This is a genomic window from uncultured Plantibacter sp. (assembly GCF_963518075.1).
GTDB classification, from domain to species: domain Bacteria; phylum Actinomycetota; class Actinomycetes; order Actinomycetales; family Microbacteriaceae; genus Plantibacter; species Plantibacter flavus_A.
Genome location: NZ_CAUQHZ010000002.1, coordinates 142,810 through 159,075, shown reverse-complemented (window position 1 = coordinate 159,075; position 16,266 = coordinate 142,810). Strand labels below are relative to the sequence as shown.

Genomic DNA, 16,266 nt, shown 5'->3' with positions numbered 1-16,266 from the left:
GGAGGAGCGTCAGGCGCCGACATGCCGTTCGTGCCAGGAGAGGGCGCTCTGATCGGTCAGGCTCGCGATCTGATCCACGACGACGCGACGGCGTTCCGCGTCGGAACCGGCTGCGCGCCAGTCCGCCGCGAAGCCGACGTCGAGGGCCGACTCGCCGAGCGCGAACACCGCGTCCGACAGTTCGATGAGGATCTCCCGCTGCCGGACGTACAGCGGCTGGCGGGAGTCGCTGTACATCACGAACGCGGCGACGATCCCCTTGAGGAGGGCGATCTCGGCCTGGATGCCATGGGGCACCACGACGTCGGCCCCGAACCGCACGAGGCTGGCCTGCGGGAAGGCCTCCCGGGTCGCCGCGGTCGCCGCACCGGCGAACCGACCGATCATCTGGCTCGTGAAGTTCTTGAGCCGACCGAGGTCGCGCCGGGAGCCGTCCCACGCGGTGATCCAGGTGTGCGAGGACTGCAGCCGGTCGAAGGCGGCGGCGAGGTCGTCGTGGGTGAAGTCGTCGCCGGCCCAGGACAGCGCGGTGTCGATGAGGCGATCGTGTCCTGCGCGCGCGTTCAGGAACGCCGGGTCGATGTACTCCCCGACGACGGCATCCTCGAAGTCGTGCACGGAGTAGGCGATGTCGTCCGCGAGGTCCATGACCTGCGCCTCGACGCAGCGGACGCGCTCGGGAGCGCCGGCTCGCAACCAGCGGAAGGCCGCGGAGTCCTCGTCGAAGAACCCGAACTTGGCGCGACCACCGGGATCCGGCACCGACTGGGCGGCCGGCCACGGGTACTTGCAGCTGGCGTCGAGGCTCGCGCGGGTGAGGTTCAGACCGTACGGCTCGCCGTCGGAGCCGAAGACCTTGGATTCGAGGCGCGTGAGGATCCGCAGGGTCTGGGCGTTGCCCTCGAACCCGCCGATCGCGGCGGACCAGTCGTTGAGCGCTCGTTCGCCGTTGTGACCGAACGGCGGGTGACCGAGGTCGTGTGCGAGGCACGCCGTGTCGACGACGTCCGGAGCGAGGTCGAGGCTGGCGGCCAGCTCTCGACCGACCTGAGCGACCTCGAGCGAGTGCGTCAGCCGGTTCCGGGCGAAGTCGACACCGCTCGTCGGGCTGAGCACCTGGGTCTTTGCGGCGAGTCGCCGCAGGGCACTGGAGTGCAACAGCCGTGCACGATCGCGCGCGAAGTCGGAGCGTCGCGTCGAGTGGTGCTCGGGCATCCAGCGTTCTTCGTCGTGCAGGCTGTAGCCGTCCCGATCCATGGAGACGCTCCCCTGCTCGATGATGCTATCCGCCACTGTGGTCCAGTTCCGCTCCCGCGATCTCGGTCTGCTCGTCGGCGCCCAGCGACTGCGAGTCGAGCCAGCCGTAGGGCAGTGCCGGTCGTTTCGGCGTGCCCGCGCGTCCGCGCTGGCCTTCGGCCGCGGCGCCCGGGTAGGGGGCCGTCCAGTCGAGGGTCGCGAGGAGGTCGTCGAGCTGGTCGAGCGACTCCACGGTCGCGAGGCTCGCGCGGAGGTCTCCTCCGACCGGGTAGCCCTTGAAGTACCAGGCGACGTGCTTCCGGATGTCGCGGCAGCCGCGCTCCTCGCTCTCGAAGAACTCGGCCAGGAGCTCGGCGTGACGCCGGAACGCGGCCGCGACGTCGCCGAGAGACGGCTCCGCCTTGCCGCCCTCGCCCGCGAACGCCGAGCTGAGGTCGCCGAAGAGCCAGGGGCGACCGAGGCAACCGCGGCCCACGACGACGCCGTCGCACCCTGTCTCGTCGACCATCCTGAGGGCGTCCTCGCCCGACCAGATGTCGCCGTTCCCGAGGACCGGCACCGAGGTGACCGTCTCCTTGAGCTTGGTGATCGCCGACCAGTCCGCGTGTCCGGAGTAGAACTCGGCGGCGGTCCTGGCGTGCAACGCGATCGACGCCACACCGGCGCCCTCGGCGATCCGACCGGCCTCGAGGTAGGTGAGGTGGTCGGAGTCGATGCCCTTGCGCATCTTGATCGTGAGCGGGACGTCGCCTGCGGCACGGACCGCGCCCTCGACGATGTCGCGGAAGAGCCCGGTCTTCCAGGGCAGCGCCGCTCCCCCGCCCTTGCGGGTGACCTTGGGCACCGGGCAGCCGAAGTTGAGGTCGATGTGGTCGGCGCGATCCTCGGCGACGAGCATGGTGACGGCCTCTGAGACCGTCTTCGGGTCGACACCGTAGAGCTGGATGGAGCGGAGCGTCTCGCTCTCGTGGTGCTGGATGAGCCGCATGGTCTCCGGCGTGCGTTCGACGAGCGCGCGCGAGGTGATCATCTCGCTGACGTACAGTCCGGCACCGTATTCGCGGCACAGTCGACGGAACGCCGTGTTGGTGATCCCGGCCATGGGGGCGAGCACGACCGGCGAGTCGAGCACGATGGGCCCGATCGCGAGGCTCGGGCGCTGCGAGAGCGTGGTAGGAAGAGACATCACCCTCGATTCTCCCAGATGATCGGCGCTCCCGCGCCCAGTGAGGACCACATGCCAGACGCCGTCCCGCCCGCCGACCTCCAGCCGTCCGGCCGCGAGCGCGTCCGAGCCGCGGCCGCCGCACTCGGTCTCGACGTGGAACTGGTCGAGCGACCGCCCGCGCGCAGTCTCCACGAGGCGGCGGAGCTGCTCGGCATCGAGCCCGCGGACATCGTCAAGACGATCGTCGTGAAGCGTCGCAGCGGCGACTACCTCTTCGCCCTCGTGCCGGGCGGCCGCAAGATCTCCTGGCCGCCGTTCCGCACGCTGCTCGGCGTGAACAAGCTCGCGATGCCCGACGCGGCGACGGCGTTCCAGGCGACCGGCTACGAGCGCGGCACCATCACCGTCCTCGGCGCGAGTGCTCCACTCCCCGTCTACGCGGACGAGCGCATCCTCGAGCGCGGTGGGCGCATCTCGATCGGCGCCGGGGAGCACGGGTGGAGCGCCTTCGTCGATGCGGCGGAGTACCTCGCCGCCATCGGCGCCGTCACCGCCGACCTCACCGAGCCGGAGGACCCTCAGTCCTGAGCCGGCTCCGACGGGAACACGAGGCAACTGTCGCCCTCGCAGACGACGGCGTCGCCCCCGAGGAGTCGGAGCGCCGGCCGGACCGTCGCGGGCTGTCGATCGCCGACGCTGCGCTCAGGCGACGTCGTCTCCGTGCTCACGCCTGCACCGGCTCGGTGCTCGCGCGTTCCGTCCAGACCTGCTCGAGGACCTGCGTGAACGCGGCCGCCTCCTGCGCCCCGGACACCCCGTAGGCACCGTCGATGACGAAGAACGGGACGCCCTGGATGCCGTACCCCTGTGCCGTCGCCTGGTCCTCGCGGACCGCCTGCGTGTACTGGCCGGATTCCAGCGCCGAGACCACGGCGGACCGGTCGAGCCCCACCTCGACGGCGAGGTCGGCGAGGTCCTCGATGCGACCGACATGACGGCCCTCGGTGAAGTAGGCACGCAGGAGGCGCTCGGTCATCTCGAGCTGCTTCCCCTCCGCCTTGGCGAGGTGCAGGAGCTCGTGCGCCTTCACCGTGTTCGTGTGCTGGAGGATGCCGAAGTCGTACTCGAGACCGGCGTCCGAGGCGATCCCCGTCACCCGATCGAGCATCTGCTGCACCTGGTCGGCCGGCATGCCCTTGTGCTTCACGAGGAAGTCGATCTCGGTGCCGTCGAAGTCCACCGGGGTGTCGGGTGCCAGCTCGAAGGAGTGGTACTCGACCTCGACCTCGCGTCCGTCGCCGAGCTGTGCGAACTCCGCCGCACCCCGCTCGAACTTGCGCTTGCCGATGTAGCACCATGGGCAGGCGATGTCGGACCAGACGTCGATCTTGATGGGTTCACTCATGTCAGGGCCAACCACCGACACCCGTCGCTCATTCCCCCGAGGGCGCCGGGGCGTCTGGCACGTCGCGCGCCCCGCCGAAGCGGCGGTCACGTCCGGCGTACCGCTCGACGGCCTCCCAGAGCTGACGCCGCCCGAAGTCGGGCCAGAGGGTGTCGAGGAAGACCATCTCCGCGTAGGCCGACTGCCACAGTTGGAAGTTGCTGGTGCGCTGCTCTCCGGAGCTCCGGACGAAGAGGTCGACGTCCGGCAGGTCGGGCAGGTAGAGCCGGCTCTGGACGAGACGCTCCGAGACGGCCGACGGCTTGATGCGGCCGGCGGCGACGTCGTCGGCGATGCTGCGGACCGCGTCGACGATCTCGTTGCGCCCGCCGTAGTTGACGCACATGGTGAGCGTCAGGCGGTCGTTGCCGCGCGTCAGCTCCTCCGCCGTCTGGAGCTCCTTGATGACGGAGGTCCACAACCGCGGCCGACGCCCCGACCAGCGCACGCGGACGCCCCACTCGTTCAGTTGGTCGCGCCGTCGATGGAGCACCTCGCGGTTGAACCCCATGAGGAAGCGGACCTCGTCGGGTGAGCGCTTCCAGTTCTCCGTCGAGAACGCGTACACCGACAGGTGCTTGATCCCGAGTTGCAGGGCACCGGCGACGACGTCGAGAAGAGCGGCCTCGCCCGCCTTGTGCCCTTCGACCCGCGTGAGCCCGCGTCGGTTCGCCCACCGGCCGTTGCCGTCCATGACGATCGCGACGTGCGACGGCACCTCACCCTTGGCGAACGATGGCGGGACCTCCCCCGTCCAATCGATCGGTTTGAACGGCACCGCGTCGCGGTGGGTGTAGGGCTTCGGGGTCACCCGCGGCTCCGATCCTGTTCGAGGTGCGCGAGCGACCGCAGGCCGCGCTCCAGATGCCATTGCGCGTAGGCGGCGGTGAACCCGCTCGCGCGTGAAGCCGTCTGCTCGGCGGCGGCCTCCGCGTACTCCCAGTCACCGGAGAGCAGTGCTCCGAGGAGCGAGAGGGTGTCGGCGTCCAGCCGAGGGCTGCCCGAGGGCGCGCAGTCGTCGCAGACGACCCCGCCGAGCTGCACGACCACGTGTGAGTACTCGCCCTCCGTGCCGCACCGCGAGCAGGCCCCGAAACTCGGCGCCCAGCCGGCGAGCGAGAACGCCCGGAGCAGGTAGGAGTCGAGCGTGAGCCGCGGACCGTGCTCGTGCTTCGATAGCGACCGCAGGGCGCCGACGAGGAGCAGGTACTGCTGGAGGGAGCCCTCGGACTCGGTCAGACGATCGGCCGTCTCCACCATCGCGCTCGCGGCCGTGTAGCTTCCGTAGTCGGCGCTGATCTCGGCGCCGTACGAACCGAGCGACTCGGCCTGGGTGATGGTGTCGAGACTACGGCCCTCGTAGAACTGCACGTCGGCGACCATGAACGGCTCGAGCCGGGACCCGAACTTCGAGCCCGTCCGACGGACACCCTTCGCGACCGCCCGGATCTTGCCCCTGCTGCGTGAGAGCATGGTGACGATGCGATCGGCCTCGCCGAGCTTGTGGGTCCGCAACACCACCACTTCGTCTCGATATACCGGCACGCATCGATTATCCCGCCTCGCACCGACAACGTGACCCGGGAACCGCCGTCGGGGATCGAAGGAGCGCCTGGAGAGATGAAGCCGTGAACGAGGTCCTCTTCGTCGTTCCGCTGTGGGTCGACCTCTCGGCGGTCGCGATCGGCGCCGTCCAGGGTGCCATGTTCGCGGCCAGGTTCCAGGATCGTCAGCTCGACTGGCTCGGCGTCGCCATCATCGGCGTCGTCGTCGGACTCGGTGGAGGTCTCATCCGCGACATCCTCCTCGGACAGGTGCCGGCGTCCCTCCAGAACAACTGGTACCTCCCCGTCGCCTCGGGAGCCGCACTGCTCGGCATGTTCCTCCTGCGCACCATCACGAGGCTCGGGCCCGTCATCATCGGTCTCGACGCCCTGACGATCGGCATGTTCGGAGCGATCGGCTCCACCAAGGCCCTGGCAGCCGGTCTGCCGGTCATCCCGGCGATCTTCGTCGGCACCGTCTCGGCCGTCGGTGGATCGGTCCTCCGCGACGTGATGCTCGGCGTCCCCGTCGCCCTCATGCACGTCGGGTCGCTCTACGCCGTGGCGGCCGCGGTCGGGACAGCCCTCCTCGTCCTCGCCGTGACCTTCGGTGCGCCGCTCGGGGTCGCGGCGATCGTCGGTGTCTCCTCGACCGCGGTGATCCGCCTCCTGGCCGTCCGGTTCGGATGGACGTTGCCCGAGCAGCGCCAGATCGGCGGATGGCGGATCTGGCGCCGCTCGACGCGCGGCTGAGTCGGCTCAGTCGACCGCGAGTGCCGCGACGGGTGCGATGCGGGTCGCCCGACGTGACGGGGCCACCGAGGCCGCGGCCGTCAGGAGTGCGGCGAGCACGACGATCACCGCGACGATGGCCCATGGGATGACCGGGAAGATGAGGCCGGGCGAGCCGTTGATCGCGCCGAGCATCGACTGAGCGCCTGCCCACCCGTAGAACGTCCCGAGGACGAGGCCGACGACGACGGCCGCGATGGTCAGCTGCGCCGCCTCGATCACGATCATGCGACGGATCTGCGCCGCGGAGAACCCGAGGGCGCGGAGCAGTCCGAGTTCGCGAGTGCGCTGCAGGACGCTGAGCGAGAGGTTGTTGACCATCCCGACCGCGGCGATGAGCGCGCTCAGTCCGATGAGGGCGGAGAAGACGCCGACGGTCGTCGCGACCACGGCCTGCGTGCCCTCGTAGACCTCCGGATTCGCGGCCTGTGCGTTCAACACGAACTCCTGGAAGTTGGCCGCGGCGACCGCGAACATCGTCACGAGGGTCACGCCGATCACCAGTCCGATCGTCGTGCGTGAACTGCGCTCCGGGTAGCGGACGGCGTTCTCGGCGGCGAGTCGAGCCGTCGCGGAGGTGCCGAACAGTCGGCCGACCAGCCGCAGTGCCGGCGGCATCACGAGGTGCGCACCGAGCACGAGGCCGGAGAAGGAGACGATCCCGCCGACGATACCGATGAGCACGCCGAGCGGCGACACGAGCCCGACACCGACCCCAGCGAGCAGGAGCAGGACACCGACCACGAAGAGACCGATCGCGACCGCGTTCCGGGCGGGCCGGGCGGTGGCCTCCTCCCGACTCAACTCCTGCGATCCTCCGATCGCCTGCATCGGGGTGACCGTCAGGACGCGACGCGCGCCGATCCAGGACGCGAGCCAGGTGGTCAAGACGACCGCGACGACCGGCAGGAGCACGGCCGGTTCGACGATCGCGTACGGCAACTCGGGCAGCACACCGGTCGCGACCCCGATCCGGACGAGCGCGAAGGTCGCGAGGAGCCCGACGAGCAACCCGGCTCCCCCGCCGAGCAGGCCGACGACGACGCCCTCCCTCGCGACGGCGCGACGCTGCGATCGCGCCGTCGAACCGATCAGGCGCAGCAGCGCGATCGTCCTCGTCCGCCCGGCGACGATCGTGGCGAAGGTGTTCGCCGTGACGATCGCGCCGACGTACACCGCCAATGAGACGAACACGGCGGCCGCGAGGATGAGCATGATCACCACGGTGCCGCTGGACCCGGTCACGTCGTCGGCCAGGATGAACGTGGAGAGCACACTCGTCACCATGAGCAACAGGACACCGAACGAGGCGCTGAGCGTCGCGACGAGGAGGCTCGCGCGATGCTCGCGGGCCCGGGGCCCGAGATCCGCCCGGCTCATGCCGCACGCTCCATGCCGAGCATGAGCGCCGAGATCTGCTCGGGGGTCGATCTGGGACGGTCCTCGACCACCCGGCCGTCCGCGAGGAACACGATCCGGTCCGCGTAGCTCGCGGCGATCGGGTCGTGCGTCACCATCGCGATGCTCTGCCCGTATTCGGTGCTGGCCGCCGCCAGCAGGGCCAGGACGCTCCGCCCAGTGCGGGAGTCGAGGTTGCCGGTCGGTTCGTCCGCGAAGAGCATCTCGGGCCGCGTGGCCAGGGCACGCGCGATCGCGACGCGCTGCTGCTGTCCACCCGAGAGTTCGTGCGGACGGTGCCCGAGTCGGGACGCGAGTCCGAGCGTGCTCACGAGCACGTCGATCCAGCTCTGCTCCTCACCGGTCGGACGGCGGGCGTCGAGTTCGAAGGGCAGCCGGATGTTGGCCGCGACGTCGAGCGTCGGCACCAGGTTGAACGCCTGGAACACGAACCCGACACGACGCCGACGGAGGATCGTGAGCTGCCCGTCGTCGAGGTCCGTGATGTCCTGGTCGCCGAGACGCACCCGCCCCGCGGTGGCCTGATCGAGGCCCGCCATGATGTGCATGAGCGTCGACTTGCCCGAGCCGCTCGGGCCCATGATGGCGGTGAACCGGCCCCGTTCGATCTCGAGGTCGACGCCGTCGAGGGCGACGACCTGGTTGTCGGCGGGTCCGTAGCTCTTCCTGAGTCCGTGGACGCTGGCGACGACGGACGGCTGTGCTGAAGTGGTCATACTCCGAAGCTACGGAGCGAGGTGCCGGGTGCGCGTCGGGCGCACGAGCGACCCGGGTACATCCTGGGGATGATCCTCGATCAATCCGCGGTTGCCCGTTGGACCGCCGTCAGACCAGGCCGTGTTCGAAGGCGAACACGACGAGCTGGACCCGGTCGCGCACCTCGAGCTTCGCGAAGATCCGGCTGATGTGCGTCTTCACGGTCGCCTCGCTGAGGAACTCGGCGGCGGCGATCTCGGAGTTGCTCAGTCCGCGCGCCGCGAGGAGGAAGATCTCGCGCTCGCGCGCCGTGAGCTCGGCATAGCGCTGCGGTGCGGCCGGAGCGGCCGGCGCCTGCTGGAAGTGCTCGAACAGCTCGCGGGTGGCCGACGCGGCGATGACCGCGTTCCCGGCATGGACGGTGCGGATCGCCGCGAGGAGGAATTCCGGCTCCGCGTCCTTGAGGAGGAAACCGCTGGCACCGGCTCGGATGGCCGTCGCGGCCGCCTCATCGAGGTCGAAGGTGGTCAGCACGACGATCCGTGGACGCTCGCTCCCGCGCGCATCCGCCTCCGCCAGGATCGTCTTCGTCGCCTCGATCCCGTCCATGACCGGCATCCGGACGTCCATGAGGATGACCTGCGGACGTGTCCGTGCGGCCAACTCGACCGCTTGACGCCCGTCGGAGGCCTCGCCGACGACGCGCAGGTCCGGCTGCGAACCGATGAGCATCCGGATCCCGCCTCGGAAGAGCGCCTGGTCGTCGACCAGCGCGATCGTGATCGCCCCCGCTGCCGTCGCGTCACTCGGATCGGTCATCTCGTCACTCCCACCGTCGCGTACGGGATCGATGCGTAGACGGTGAAGAGACCGTCCACCAGGGTCGTCCCGAACCTGCCGCCTGCCAGCGTAGCGCGCTCGTTCATCCCGGCGAGGCCGTGCCCCATGCCGGCCTTCGGCGGTTCGAGCTTCGCCCGGTTGACGACCCAGAGCTGCAGCTCGGGTCCGGTCCAGTCGAGATGGACGTCGATCGGCCCACGATGGTCGCCGTGTCGGAGCGCGTTCGTGAGTGCCTCCTGGATGATGCGGTACACGGCGAGCTGCGAACCGGTCGCCACCGGTCGTTCCTGACCGTGGTTCTGGACCACCACGTCGAGTCCGGCTCCGCGCAACTGCTCGTAGAGCCGCTCGAGGTCGGCCATGACCGGCTGCGGGCCTTCGGTCTGCTGGAACCGCAACTGCGCGAGGAGCACCCGGACATCGGCGAGGGCCTCTCGGGAGATGCTCGAGATCGTCCGCAAGGCCTGGTCGGCCGAATCCGGGTCCGCGGCCAGCGCATACCGGGCCCCGTCGGCCTGGGCGATGACGACGGCGAGGGAGTGCGCGACCACGTCGTGCATGTCGCGCGCGATCCGGTTGCGCTCCTGTTCCACGGCGACGTCGCGCTCGGCCAGGAGTTGCGCCTGGCGGCTTTCGCGGGCGAGCCGCCACGTGCGCATGAGGACGCCTGCGGTCCAAGCGAGGCCGAAGAAGGCGGCGAACGCGAGGAACATGAACAGTCCGACCGTCACCTGCGCGACCGGTGTCATGTCGTTCGCAAGGCCGAAGGTACTGATCTCCGCGCCGATGCCCGTGGTCCAACTCGGGACGACGATCACGTAGAACGCGATGAGCGCGGCACCGACGAACGCGGATGCGAAGGAGACCCATCGCACCACCCGGCCGCCGTAACTCGCCGCGGCGTAGAGCACGACCGGGATCGCGAAGTTCGCGGGATCCGGCGCGAGCAGGAGGATGAGCTGCAGCAGAGCAGCGGCCCAGGCCACGGACAGCGCGATCGCCGGAGCGAGCCGGCGGAGCGCCAGTGCACCGCACATGCCGAGCAGGACGATGGTGTACCCGGCCGGGCGCGTCGTGTACGCAGCGGCGGTGAGGATGAACAGCACCGACGGCAGCGCGATGTCGAGGGCCAACTGGCCGGGCCGGAGCGTGCGGAACATCCTCCAACCGTACGACCTGACCGCTGACGGATCGGTCGTCGCCCGGAAAGATCATCCTCCCGGCGTACGCCGCGGAGCGAGACGCCGCGCCCGGCCGACCCGAAGGCGGACCCGGCGCGGCGGCGTCGTCAGATGGAGGCCAGTTCCCGCGCCTCGACCTGCGTGCGCACGGCACGGTTGACCGCCGAGACCACTGCCTTGAGCGAGGCCGTCGCGATGTCGCCGTCGATGCCGACACCCCAGAGGCGCTGGTCGTTCACCTGGAGCTCGACATAGGCGGCCGCCTCGGCGTCGCCTCCGGCGCTCAGCGTGTGCTCCACGTAGTCGTACAGCGTGACCTCGATGCCGCGTCCGGAGAGCAGGTTGAGGAAGGCCGCGATCGGTCCGTTGCCGGTCGAGGTGCGCTCCTCGACCTGCTCGCCGTCGCGAAGGGCGACCTCGAGGACCACGGTGCCGGTGAGGTCGCTCGACGTCTTCGTGGACTGCAGTTCGAACCGACCCCACTTCGCGTCCGCGACCGTCGCCGGCAGGTACTCGTCCTGGAAGATCGACCAGATCTGGCCGCTCGTCACCTCGCCGCCCTCGGCGTCGGTCTTCGCCTGGACGACGCCGGAGAACTCGATCTGCAGGCGACGCGGCAGGTCGATCGCGTGATCGGTCTTGAGGAGGTAGGCGACGCCGCCCTTGCCCGACTGGGAGTTCACGCGGATGACCGCCTCGTAGCTGCGCCCGAGGTCCTGCGGATCGACTGGCAGGTACGGCACGGCCCATTCGAGGTCGGCGACGTCCTTGCCCTGGGAGACGGCGTCGACGGACATCGCCTCGAAGCCCTTCTTGATCGCGTCCTGGTGAGAACCGCTAAAGGCCGTGAAGACGAGGTCGCCCGCCCACGGGCTCCGCTCGTGCACCGGGAGCTGGTTGCAGTGCTCGGCCGTCCGCTTGACCTCGTCGATGTCGCTGAAGTCGATCTGCGGGTCGACACCCTGCGTGAACATGTTGATGCCGAGCGCGACGAGGTCGACGTTGCCCGTGCGCTCACCGTTCCCGAAGAGGCACCCTTCGATCCGGTCGGCGCCGGCCAGGTAGCCGAGCTCGGCTGCCGCGATCGCGGTCCCGCGGTCGTTGTGCGGGTGCAGGGAGATGATGATGTTCTCGCGGTTGGCGAGGTTGCGGCTCATCCACTCGATCGAGTCGGCGTAGACGTTCGGCGAGGCCATCTCGACCGTCGACGGCAGGTTGATGATGACCTTGCGGTCGGGCGTCGCCTCGAGGACCTCGACCACCTGGTTGCAGATGTCGACGGCGAACTCGAGCTCGGTACCGGTGTAGCTCTCCGGCGAGTACTCGTAGTAGATCTGCGTTCCGGGGACCGTCGACTCCATCTCGCGACACTTCCGGGCGCCGTGGAGGGCGAGGTCGATGATGCCCTGCTTGTCGCTACGGAACACGACGTCGCGCTGCAGGACGCTCGTCGAGTTGTACAAGTGCACGATCGCCTGCTTCGCGCCGCGCAGCGACTCGTAGGTGCGTTCGATGAGGTGGTCGCGGGCCTGGGTCAGCACCTGGATGGTGACGTCCTCGGGGATCGCTCCTTCGTCGATGAGGCTGCGGACGAAGTCGAAGTCGGTCTGGCTCGCGCTCGGGAACCCGACCTCGATCTCCTTGTAGCCCATCTTCACGAGCAGGTCGAACATGATGCGCTTACGTTCCGGACTCATCGGGTCGATGAGGGCCTGGTTGCCGTCGCGGAGGTCGACGGCGCACCAGCGCGGGGCCTCGGTGATCCGACGGTCGGGCCACGTGCGGTCGGGCAGCGAGACGCTGAACTGGTCCTGGTAGGCGCGGTAGCGGTGGACCGGCATGCCTGATGGGGTCTGGGTGTTCTTCATGATCCTGGGATCTCCTCGTGGGATTGGGGGTGAGCCAACGACGAACTCCGCGACGAGTGAGGCCTGGAACTAGGACTCGTCGCGGCAGCTAAGGAGGAGCAGACCGGAGAACACGTCGTCAGCATAGCACTCCCCCGCGCCGCCGGTCAGGTGACCAGCGAGGCGAGGTCTCGCACGGACACGTCCGGGAGGTAGGCGCGACCGACCGCGATGCCGATCGCCGGGAGGGTCAGCGGGTCCGCGTAGCCGAGCACGAGCGGACGCTCCTCCGGCTGGAACTTCCCCTTGAAGGCCAGGAGCGAGCGGAACCCGTACACGGGTTCGAGCACGTTCCCGAGGTACGTCAGGACCCGGTCGATCCCGTCCGTCTCCGGTTGCTCGGTGCTCCTCGAGCGCGCGAGCGGAGCCCCGGAGAGGCTCATCTCCTCGATGCCGTCCTCCTTGAACCGAGCGGCGGCTTCGGCGATGAGGAACTCCATGACGCCGTTCATGCCGTCCGTCCGACGCCGCATGAAGTCGAGGGTCCAACCGACCAGTTGACCGTCGCGCCGCACCGGGAGCCAACTCGTGACGCCGTGCAGCCGTCCTTGCTCGTCGACCGCGAGCAGAAGCCGGACCTCCTCGTCGACGAGCTCGTCGATCCCACCGAGGGTGAACCCCATCTCGGGCAGCTTCCGCTCGGCGACCCACTCCTCGGAGATCTCGGCGATCTGCGCCGCGAGCCCGACGCCGAGCGCCCCGTAGGTGGACCAGACGGCGGTGATCCCCGCGCGGTCGGCCCGGTTGACGGAGGATCTGATGTCCTGCCAGCGCTTGCCGACCATGCTCCAGCCCTGCGGGTGCAGGACCGTCTCCTCGGCGACCTGGACGGTGCGCCAACCGATCCGGTGGAGCGCCGCTGCGGTCTCCTCGTCCACGCTGTACAACGCCACCGCCAGGCCCGAGTCCTCGCAGTGCTCGATGAACCGCTCGAGGACCCCCTGTTCGTGGCGGTCCCTCCCGAAGAAGCCGCCCGTGGTGACCGCGACCCCGGCGACGATCCGGTAGGCGATGCCCGCGCTGCGCTGCGGGTCGAACCAGGTGAGGTTGCCCGGCCAGGTGGCCATGTGCCCGATGGAGTCGCTACCCTCGGCCAGGAGCTCGCGCAGCCGGCGCTCGTCGGCCGGCGCGATGGCGTTCGCGACCCGGCTCAGCGGCCAGACCGCGCCGAGCAGGATGATGCTCCACCAGACGGGTCCGACGGCGTGGAACACCACGCCGGTGAGCGGGGCGACCGGTACGAAGCCCGGAAGGACGTTCCGCAGGTACGCGGCGGGGACGAAGCGCTCCGGCGCCGCACGGAGGACCTCCCACACGTCGGACCTCGGCGAGAATCCTCCAGGCTGGAGCAGGGCGACGACCACGAAGAGCGCGGCGAGCACGACCCACGACGCGCCGACCAGGGCGAGATACCCCAAGGCGCTGCGTCGGGTGGCCCGCACGGGGAACCCACGACGGAGCACGACCAGGAGCGCCGCCACGACGAGCGGCAGCAGGATCGCCGCCCACAGCGCGATCGCGATCTCGACGGACCGCTGCTGCGCGCCGTGCCCCGTCCCGAGCAACGAGGAGGGGTGTCCCGTCGGGTGGAGTCGCACCCCCGCTCCGAGCGACAGCGCACTCAGGACGGCGAAGGACACCATGATCGCCGTGGCGAACCAGACCGCGAAGCGTCTGCCGCGGAGCAGGCCCCACGCTGCGAAGAGCAGGGCGATCATGGGGACCACCGAGAGGAGCACCGCTCCGAGGCCGTCGACGCGTACCAGCGTGAGGTCGCGCAGGCACTGTGCTGACACGCCGACCGTGCGGCATTGGCCGATGACCCGTCCGGCGTCCGGGATGTTCTGTTCGAGCAGAAGCACGAGCGGCGCGAGCGGACCGAGGTGCCGGCCGGAGAGGAAGGTGATGAGCGGTCCCACGCCCATCATCGCGACGACGGACGCCAGGAGCACCCGGGTCTCGTGGTGCGAGCTCCGCACGCGTCGCACCGACGGGCTGGCCCCGGCGAGCACGACCCCGAGCAGGACGCCGACCAGCGCTGCGAACAGTCGTGCGAGATCCTGCGGGAGTCCCGAGTACAGCAGCACGATCAGGGCACCGACGACGACGAACGCGCGGATCCGTCGACGCCAGAGCGGCCCGTGGAACGCACTCGACGCGGCGAGGGCGCCGAGGGTGCCGGCCACCGGGTCGAATGCCACGATGCGAGCGACCTCGCCGCTCCAGAACTCGCCGCCGAGCGTGCCGAGGAGTTGGAGCCCGATGGCGAGCGCGTTCCCGGCGACCGCGGTCACCAGCACCGCCAGGAGCGTCTTGACGGCGCCGAACCGTCGCTCGGCGAGCACCAGCGCGGGGACGCCGATCAGCAGGAAGGCGAGGAGCCCGAGCACCCCGTCGGTTCCCAGGGCACCGGTCAGGAGCGCCCACCAGTGTCCGTCCACCACGACCTGCTCGTACCCCACGCCGGCCGCCTCACGGATCGCCGACCGCCAGGCGGGCGTCGCCACCGGCGGCGTGCGCCACACGAACGCACTGACGACGAGCACCAGCGCCGTGATCCCGATGCTCATCGGCACCGACCGGAGCACGCTGGTCACGAGTCGGCCGAACGGCGTCGCCCTCCCCGCGCGCATCAGGCGAGCCCGAATCGTGCGGCGATCACGGGGAGCGCCCGCTCGAACACCGTGTGGACGGTGTGCCAGTCGTGCGCGGTCCCGTCGGAGACGAAGGTCGTCGTCCGCATGCCGGCGGCCGAGGCCATCGCGGCGACCCGCCGGACACCAGGACCATAGCGGCTGTCGTCGCTGCCGTAGCCGAAGACGCCGACGGTGTCCGCGTACGGGGTGTGTGCGGCGAGGATCGCCGAGGGGGCCGCAGCCTCGTACGCCGTCGCCGACCCGCTGAAGCCCTGTGCGATCGTCGTCGGTCCGATGGACGGGACGACCTCCCCCGAGATGTCGAGGATGCCGCCGTAGCGTCCGGGGTGCGCGGCACCGAGCTGGATGGAACAGGTCCCTCCCTGCGAGAACCCGGCGATGAACCAGTCCGTCCGCGATGCGGACACCGGGAGGTGCGCCGAGATCCACGCGGGGACGTCGACCGTGAGGTAGCTCGCCGAGTTGCCGAGCGGTCCATCGACACACATCGGGTTGCGGTCTGGAGCGCCGAGCTGGTCGGGCACGACCACGATCGGCGCGAGACCCGCATGCGAGGCGGCGAAGCGGTCGAGGATCCCCGCGATCCCAGCCGAGGCGAACAGGTCGGCAGGCTCTCCCGGCTGACCGCTGAACGCCTCGATGACGGGCAGTGCCGGCGGGTGTGCGGTCAGGGCGGCCGGTGGCAGATAGACGAGCGCGTCCCGGTGGGCGAACCCAGAGGTCGTCGCCGGGATGTCCACGTGTTCGACCCGCCCGCCGCTGGGCAGGTCGGCGGGTCGCTGCCACGTCGTCGTCGTCCCCAGGGCGGCCGGCAGGGCCGAGAACGACTGGTACGGGCTGATCCCCAGCGCCGCCCGCACCGTCGCGAACTCACCGAAGTCCTGGTTCACGCCGATCGCCCCGATGAGCAGGAAGGCGGGGATGGCGAGGCTCGCCACGACGACCCGCCACGCGCGGGTCCGCACGATCGCCGCGATCGCGAGGGCGGCACCGGCGAACCCGACCGCCGCCCACGCACGGGTGACCGGCGTCAGTTCGATCCCGAAGACGTCGAACACGTCACCGAGCAACCAGGCAGTGGCATAGGCGAGGAGCGCTCCACCGCTCGCCACGAGCAGCATCGTCAGCCAGCCGCGAACCGTTCGGCGCCCGGTCAACAGGACGATCGCCAGGAGAACGGCGGCACCGCCGACCCAGACGAGGAGCTCCGGACGATCCAGCCTGATGGCCAGCAACCAGTCGAACACTCGGACTCCTTCTCGCGACCCCGAGGACCAGTATGTCCGCGGGCCCGCGAGCCTGTCGGCCAGACGACTGGTTCCACAGCGGGCCCAAAGCAGACACGCAAGTCACGTTCAGGT

The 16,266-nt window shown here is 69.9% G+C and carries 14 protein-coding genes; 2 read left to right on the top strand and 12 right to left on the bottom strand.

All coding sequences use genetic code 11. The features are described from left to right. Window positions 1–9: 9 nt before the first annotated feature. Window positions 10–1,257 (bottom strand): deoxyguanosinetriphosphate triphosphohydrolase, encoded by a 1,248-nt coding sequence (locus RWN05_RS04480; protein WP_079003903.1) that lies wholly within the window; start codon window positions 1,255–1,257, stop codon window positions 10–12. A 25-nt stretch (window positions 1,258–1,282) separates the two neighbouring features. Further along, on the bottom strand, window positions 1,283–2,443 hold the full coding sequence (gene dusB / locus RWN05_RS04475) for a tRNA dihydrouridine synthase DusB (protein WP_064293643.1): 1,161 nt from the start codon (window positions 2,441–2,443) through the stop codon (window positions 1,283–1,285). 51 nt (window positions 2,444–2,494) lie between these two features. Here dusB and RWN05_RS04470 point away from each other — a divergent pair, with 51 nt between their 5' ends. Further along, entirely contained in the window at window positions 2,495–3,013 is a 519-nt protein-coding gene (locus RWN05_RS04470) for an aminoacyl-tRNA deacylase (protein WP_079003902.1), read from the top strand. A 136-nt stretch (window positions 3,014–3,149) separates the two neighbouring features. Here RWN05_RS04470 and RWN05_RS04465 read toward each other — a convergent pair whose 3' ends face one another. Genes RWN05_RS04465 through recO form a run of 3 tightly spaced genes read right to left on the bottom strand, consistent with a single transcriptional unit; the run spans window position 3,150 to window position 5,414 of the window. After that, window positions 3,150–3,830 (bottom strand): DsbA family protein, encoded by a 681-nt coding sequence (locus RWN05_RS04465; protein ID WP_079002353.1) that lies wholly within the window; start codon window positions 3,828–3,830, stop codon window positions 3,150–3,152. 28 nt (window positions 3,831–3,858) lie between these two features. After that, entirely contained in the window at window positions 3,859–4,680 is an 822-nt protein-coding gene (locus RWN05_RS04460) for an isoprenyl transferase (RefSeq protein ID WP_079002352.1), read from the bottom strand. Next, window positions 4,677–5,414: a DNA repair protein RecO gene (recO, locus tag RWN05_RS04455; protein ID WP_064293640.1), complete on the bottom strand. Its 738-nt coding sequence runs from the start codon at window positions 5,412–5,414 to the stop codon at window positions 4,677–4,679. Before recO ends, RWN05_RS04460 begins: the two co-directional genes overlap by 4 nt. A gap of 83 nt (window positions 5,415–5,497) precedes the next feature. Here recO and RWN05_RS04450 point away from each other — a divergent pair, with 83 nt between their 5' ends. Continuing rightward, window positions 5,498–6,166 carry a trimeric intracellular cation channel family protein gene (locus tag RWN05_RS04450; protein WP_064293639.1) on the top strand — a complete coding sequence of 223 codons (669 nt, stop codon included), beginning with the start codon at window positions 5,498–5,500 and terminating at the stop codon, window positions 6,164–6,166. Window positions 6,167–6,172: 6 nt separating this feature from the next. On the opposite strand, the gene RWN05_RS04445 is transcribed toward RWN05_RS04450, so the two are convergent. From RWN05_RS04445 to RWN05_RS04415, 7 genes are all read right to left on the bottom strand, one after another. Beyond that, window positions 6,173–7,585, bottom strand: coding sequence for an ABC transporter permease (locus RWN05_RS04445; protein WP_064293638.1), 1,413 nt, complete (start codon window positions 7,583–7,585; stop codon window positions 6,173–6,175). Further along, window positions 7,582–8,340, bottom strand: a complete 759-nt coding sequence (locus RWN05_RS04440; protein WP_314138704.1) for an ABC transporter ATP-binding protein — start codon at window positions 8,338–8,340, stop codon at window positions 7,582–7,584. The genes RWN05_RS04445 and RWN05_RS04440 overlap by 4 nt, the downstream gene beginning before the upstream one ends. 109 nt (window positions 8,341–8,449) lie before the next feature. Next, on the bottom strand, window positions 8,450–9,139 hold the full coding sequence (locus tag RWN05_RS04435; protein ID WP_071260804.1) for a response regulator transcription factor: 690 nt from the start codon (window positions 9,137–9,139) through the stop codon (window positions 8,450–8,452). Next, window positions 9,136–10,320, bottom strand: a complete 1,185-nt coding sequence (locus RWN05_RS04430) for a sensor histidine kinase (RefSeq protein ID WP_079002350.1) — start codon at window positions 10,318–10,320, stop codon at window positions 9,136–9,138. The genes RWN05_RS04435 and RWN05_RS04430 overlap by 4 nt, the downstream gene beginning before the upstream one ends. A 128-nt stretch (window positions 10,321–10,448) precedes the next feature. After that, entirely contained in the window at window positions 10,449–12,209 is a 1,761-nt protein-coding gene (leuA, locus tag RWN05_RS04425; protein WP_071260806.1) for a 2-isopropylmalate synthase, read from the bottom strand. 146 nt (window positions 12,210–12,355) lie between these two features. Next, on the bottom strand, window positions 12,356–14,881 hold the full coding sequence (locus tag RWN05_RS04420; protein WP_314138700.1) for a DUF2156 domain-containing protein: 2,526 nt from the start codon (window positions 14,879–14,881) through the stop codon (window positions 12,356–12,358). After that, window positions 14,881–16,152, bottom strand: a complete 1,272-nt coding sequence (locus RWN05_RS04415; protein ID WP_314138699.1) for an alpha/beta hydrolase-fold protein — start codon at window positions 16,150–16,152, stop codon at window positions 14,881–14,883. Before RWN05_RS04415 ends, RWN05_RS04420 begins: the two co-directional genes overlap by 1 nt. Between the last annotated feature and the right edge of the window lie 114 nt (window positions 16,153–16,266).

Bases quoted from the DNA above. Each gene is read 5' to 3' on its own strand.
- RWN05_RS04470 (WP_079003902.1), top strand. From the start codon at position 2,495: ATGCCAGACGCCGTCCCGCCCGCCGACCTCCAGCCGTCCGGCCGCGAG.
- RWN05_RS04465 (WP_079002353.1), bottom strand. From the start codon at position 3,830: ATGAGTGAACCCATCAAGATCGACGTCTGGTCCGACATCGCCTGCCCA.
- RWN05_RS04445 (WP_064293638.1), bottom strand. From the start codon at position 7,585: ATGAGCCGGGCGGATCTCGGGCCCCGGGCCCGCGAGCATCGCGCGAGC.
- RWN05_RS04420 (WP_314138700.1), bottom strand. From the start codon at position 14,881: ATGCGCGCGGGGAGGGCGACGCCGTTCGGCCGACTCGTGACCAGCGTG.
- RWN05_RS04435 (WP_071260804.1), bottom strand. From the start codon at position 9,139: ATGACCGATCCGAGTGACGCGACGGCAGCGGGGGCGATCACGATCGCG.
- RWN05_RS04480 (WP_079003903.1), bottom strand. From the start codon at position 1,257: ATGGATCGGGACGGCTACAGCCTGCACGACGAAGAACGCTGGATGCCC.
- dusB (WP_064293643.1), bottom strand. From the start codon at position 2,443: ATGTCTCTTCCTACCACGCTCTCGCAGCGCCCGAGCCTCGCGATCGGG.
- leuA (WP_071260806.1), bottom strand. From the start codon at position 12,209: ATGAAGAACACCCAGACCCCATCAGGCATGCCGGTCCACCGCTACCGC.
- RWN05_RS04430 (WP_079002350.1), bottom strand. From the start codon at position 10,320: ATGTTCCGCACGCTCCGGCCCGGCCAGTTGGCCCTCGACATCGCGCTG.
- RWN05_RS04440 (WP_314138704.1), bottom strand. From the start codon at position 8,340: ATGACCACTTCAGCACAGCCGTCCGTCGTCGCCAGCGTCCACGGACTC.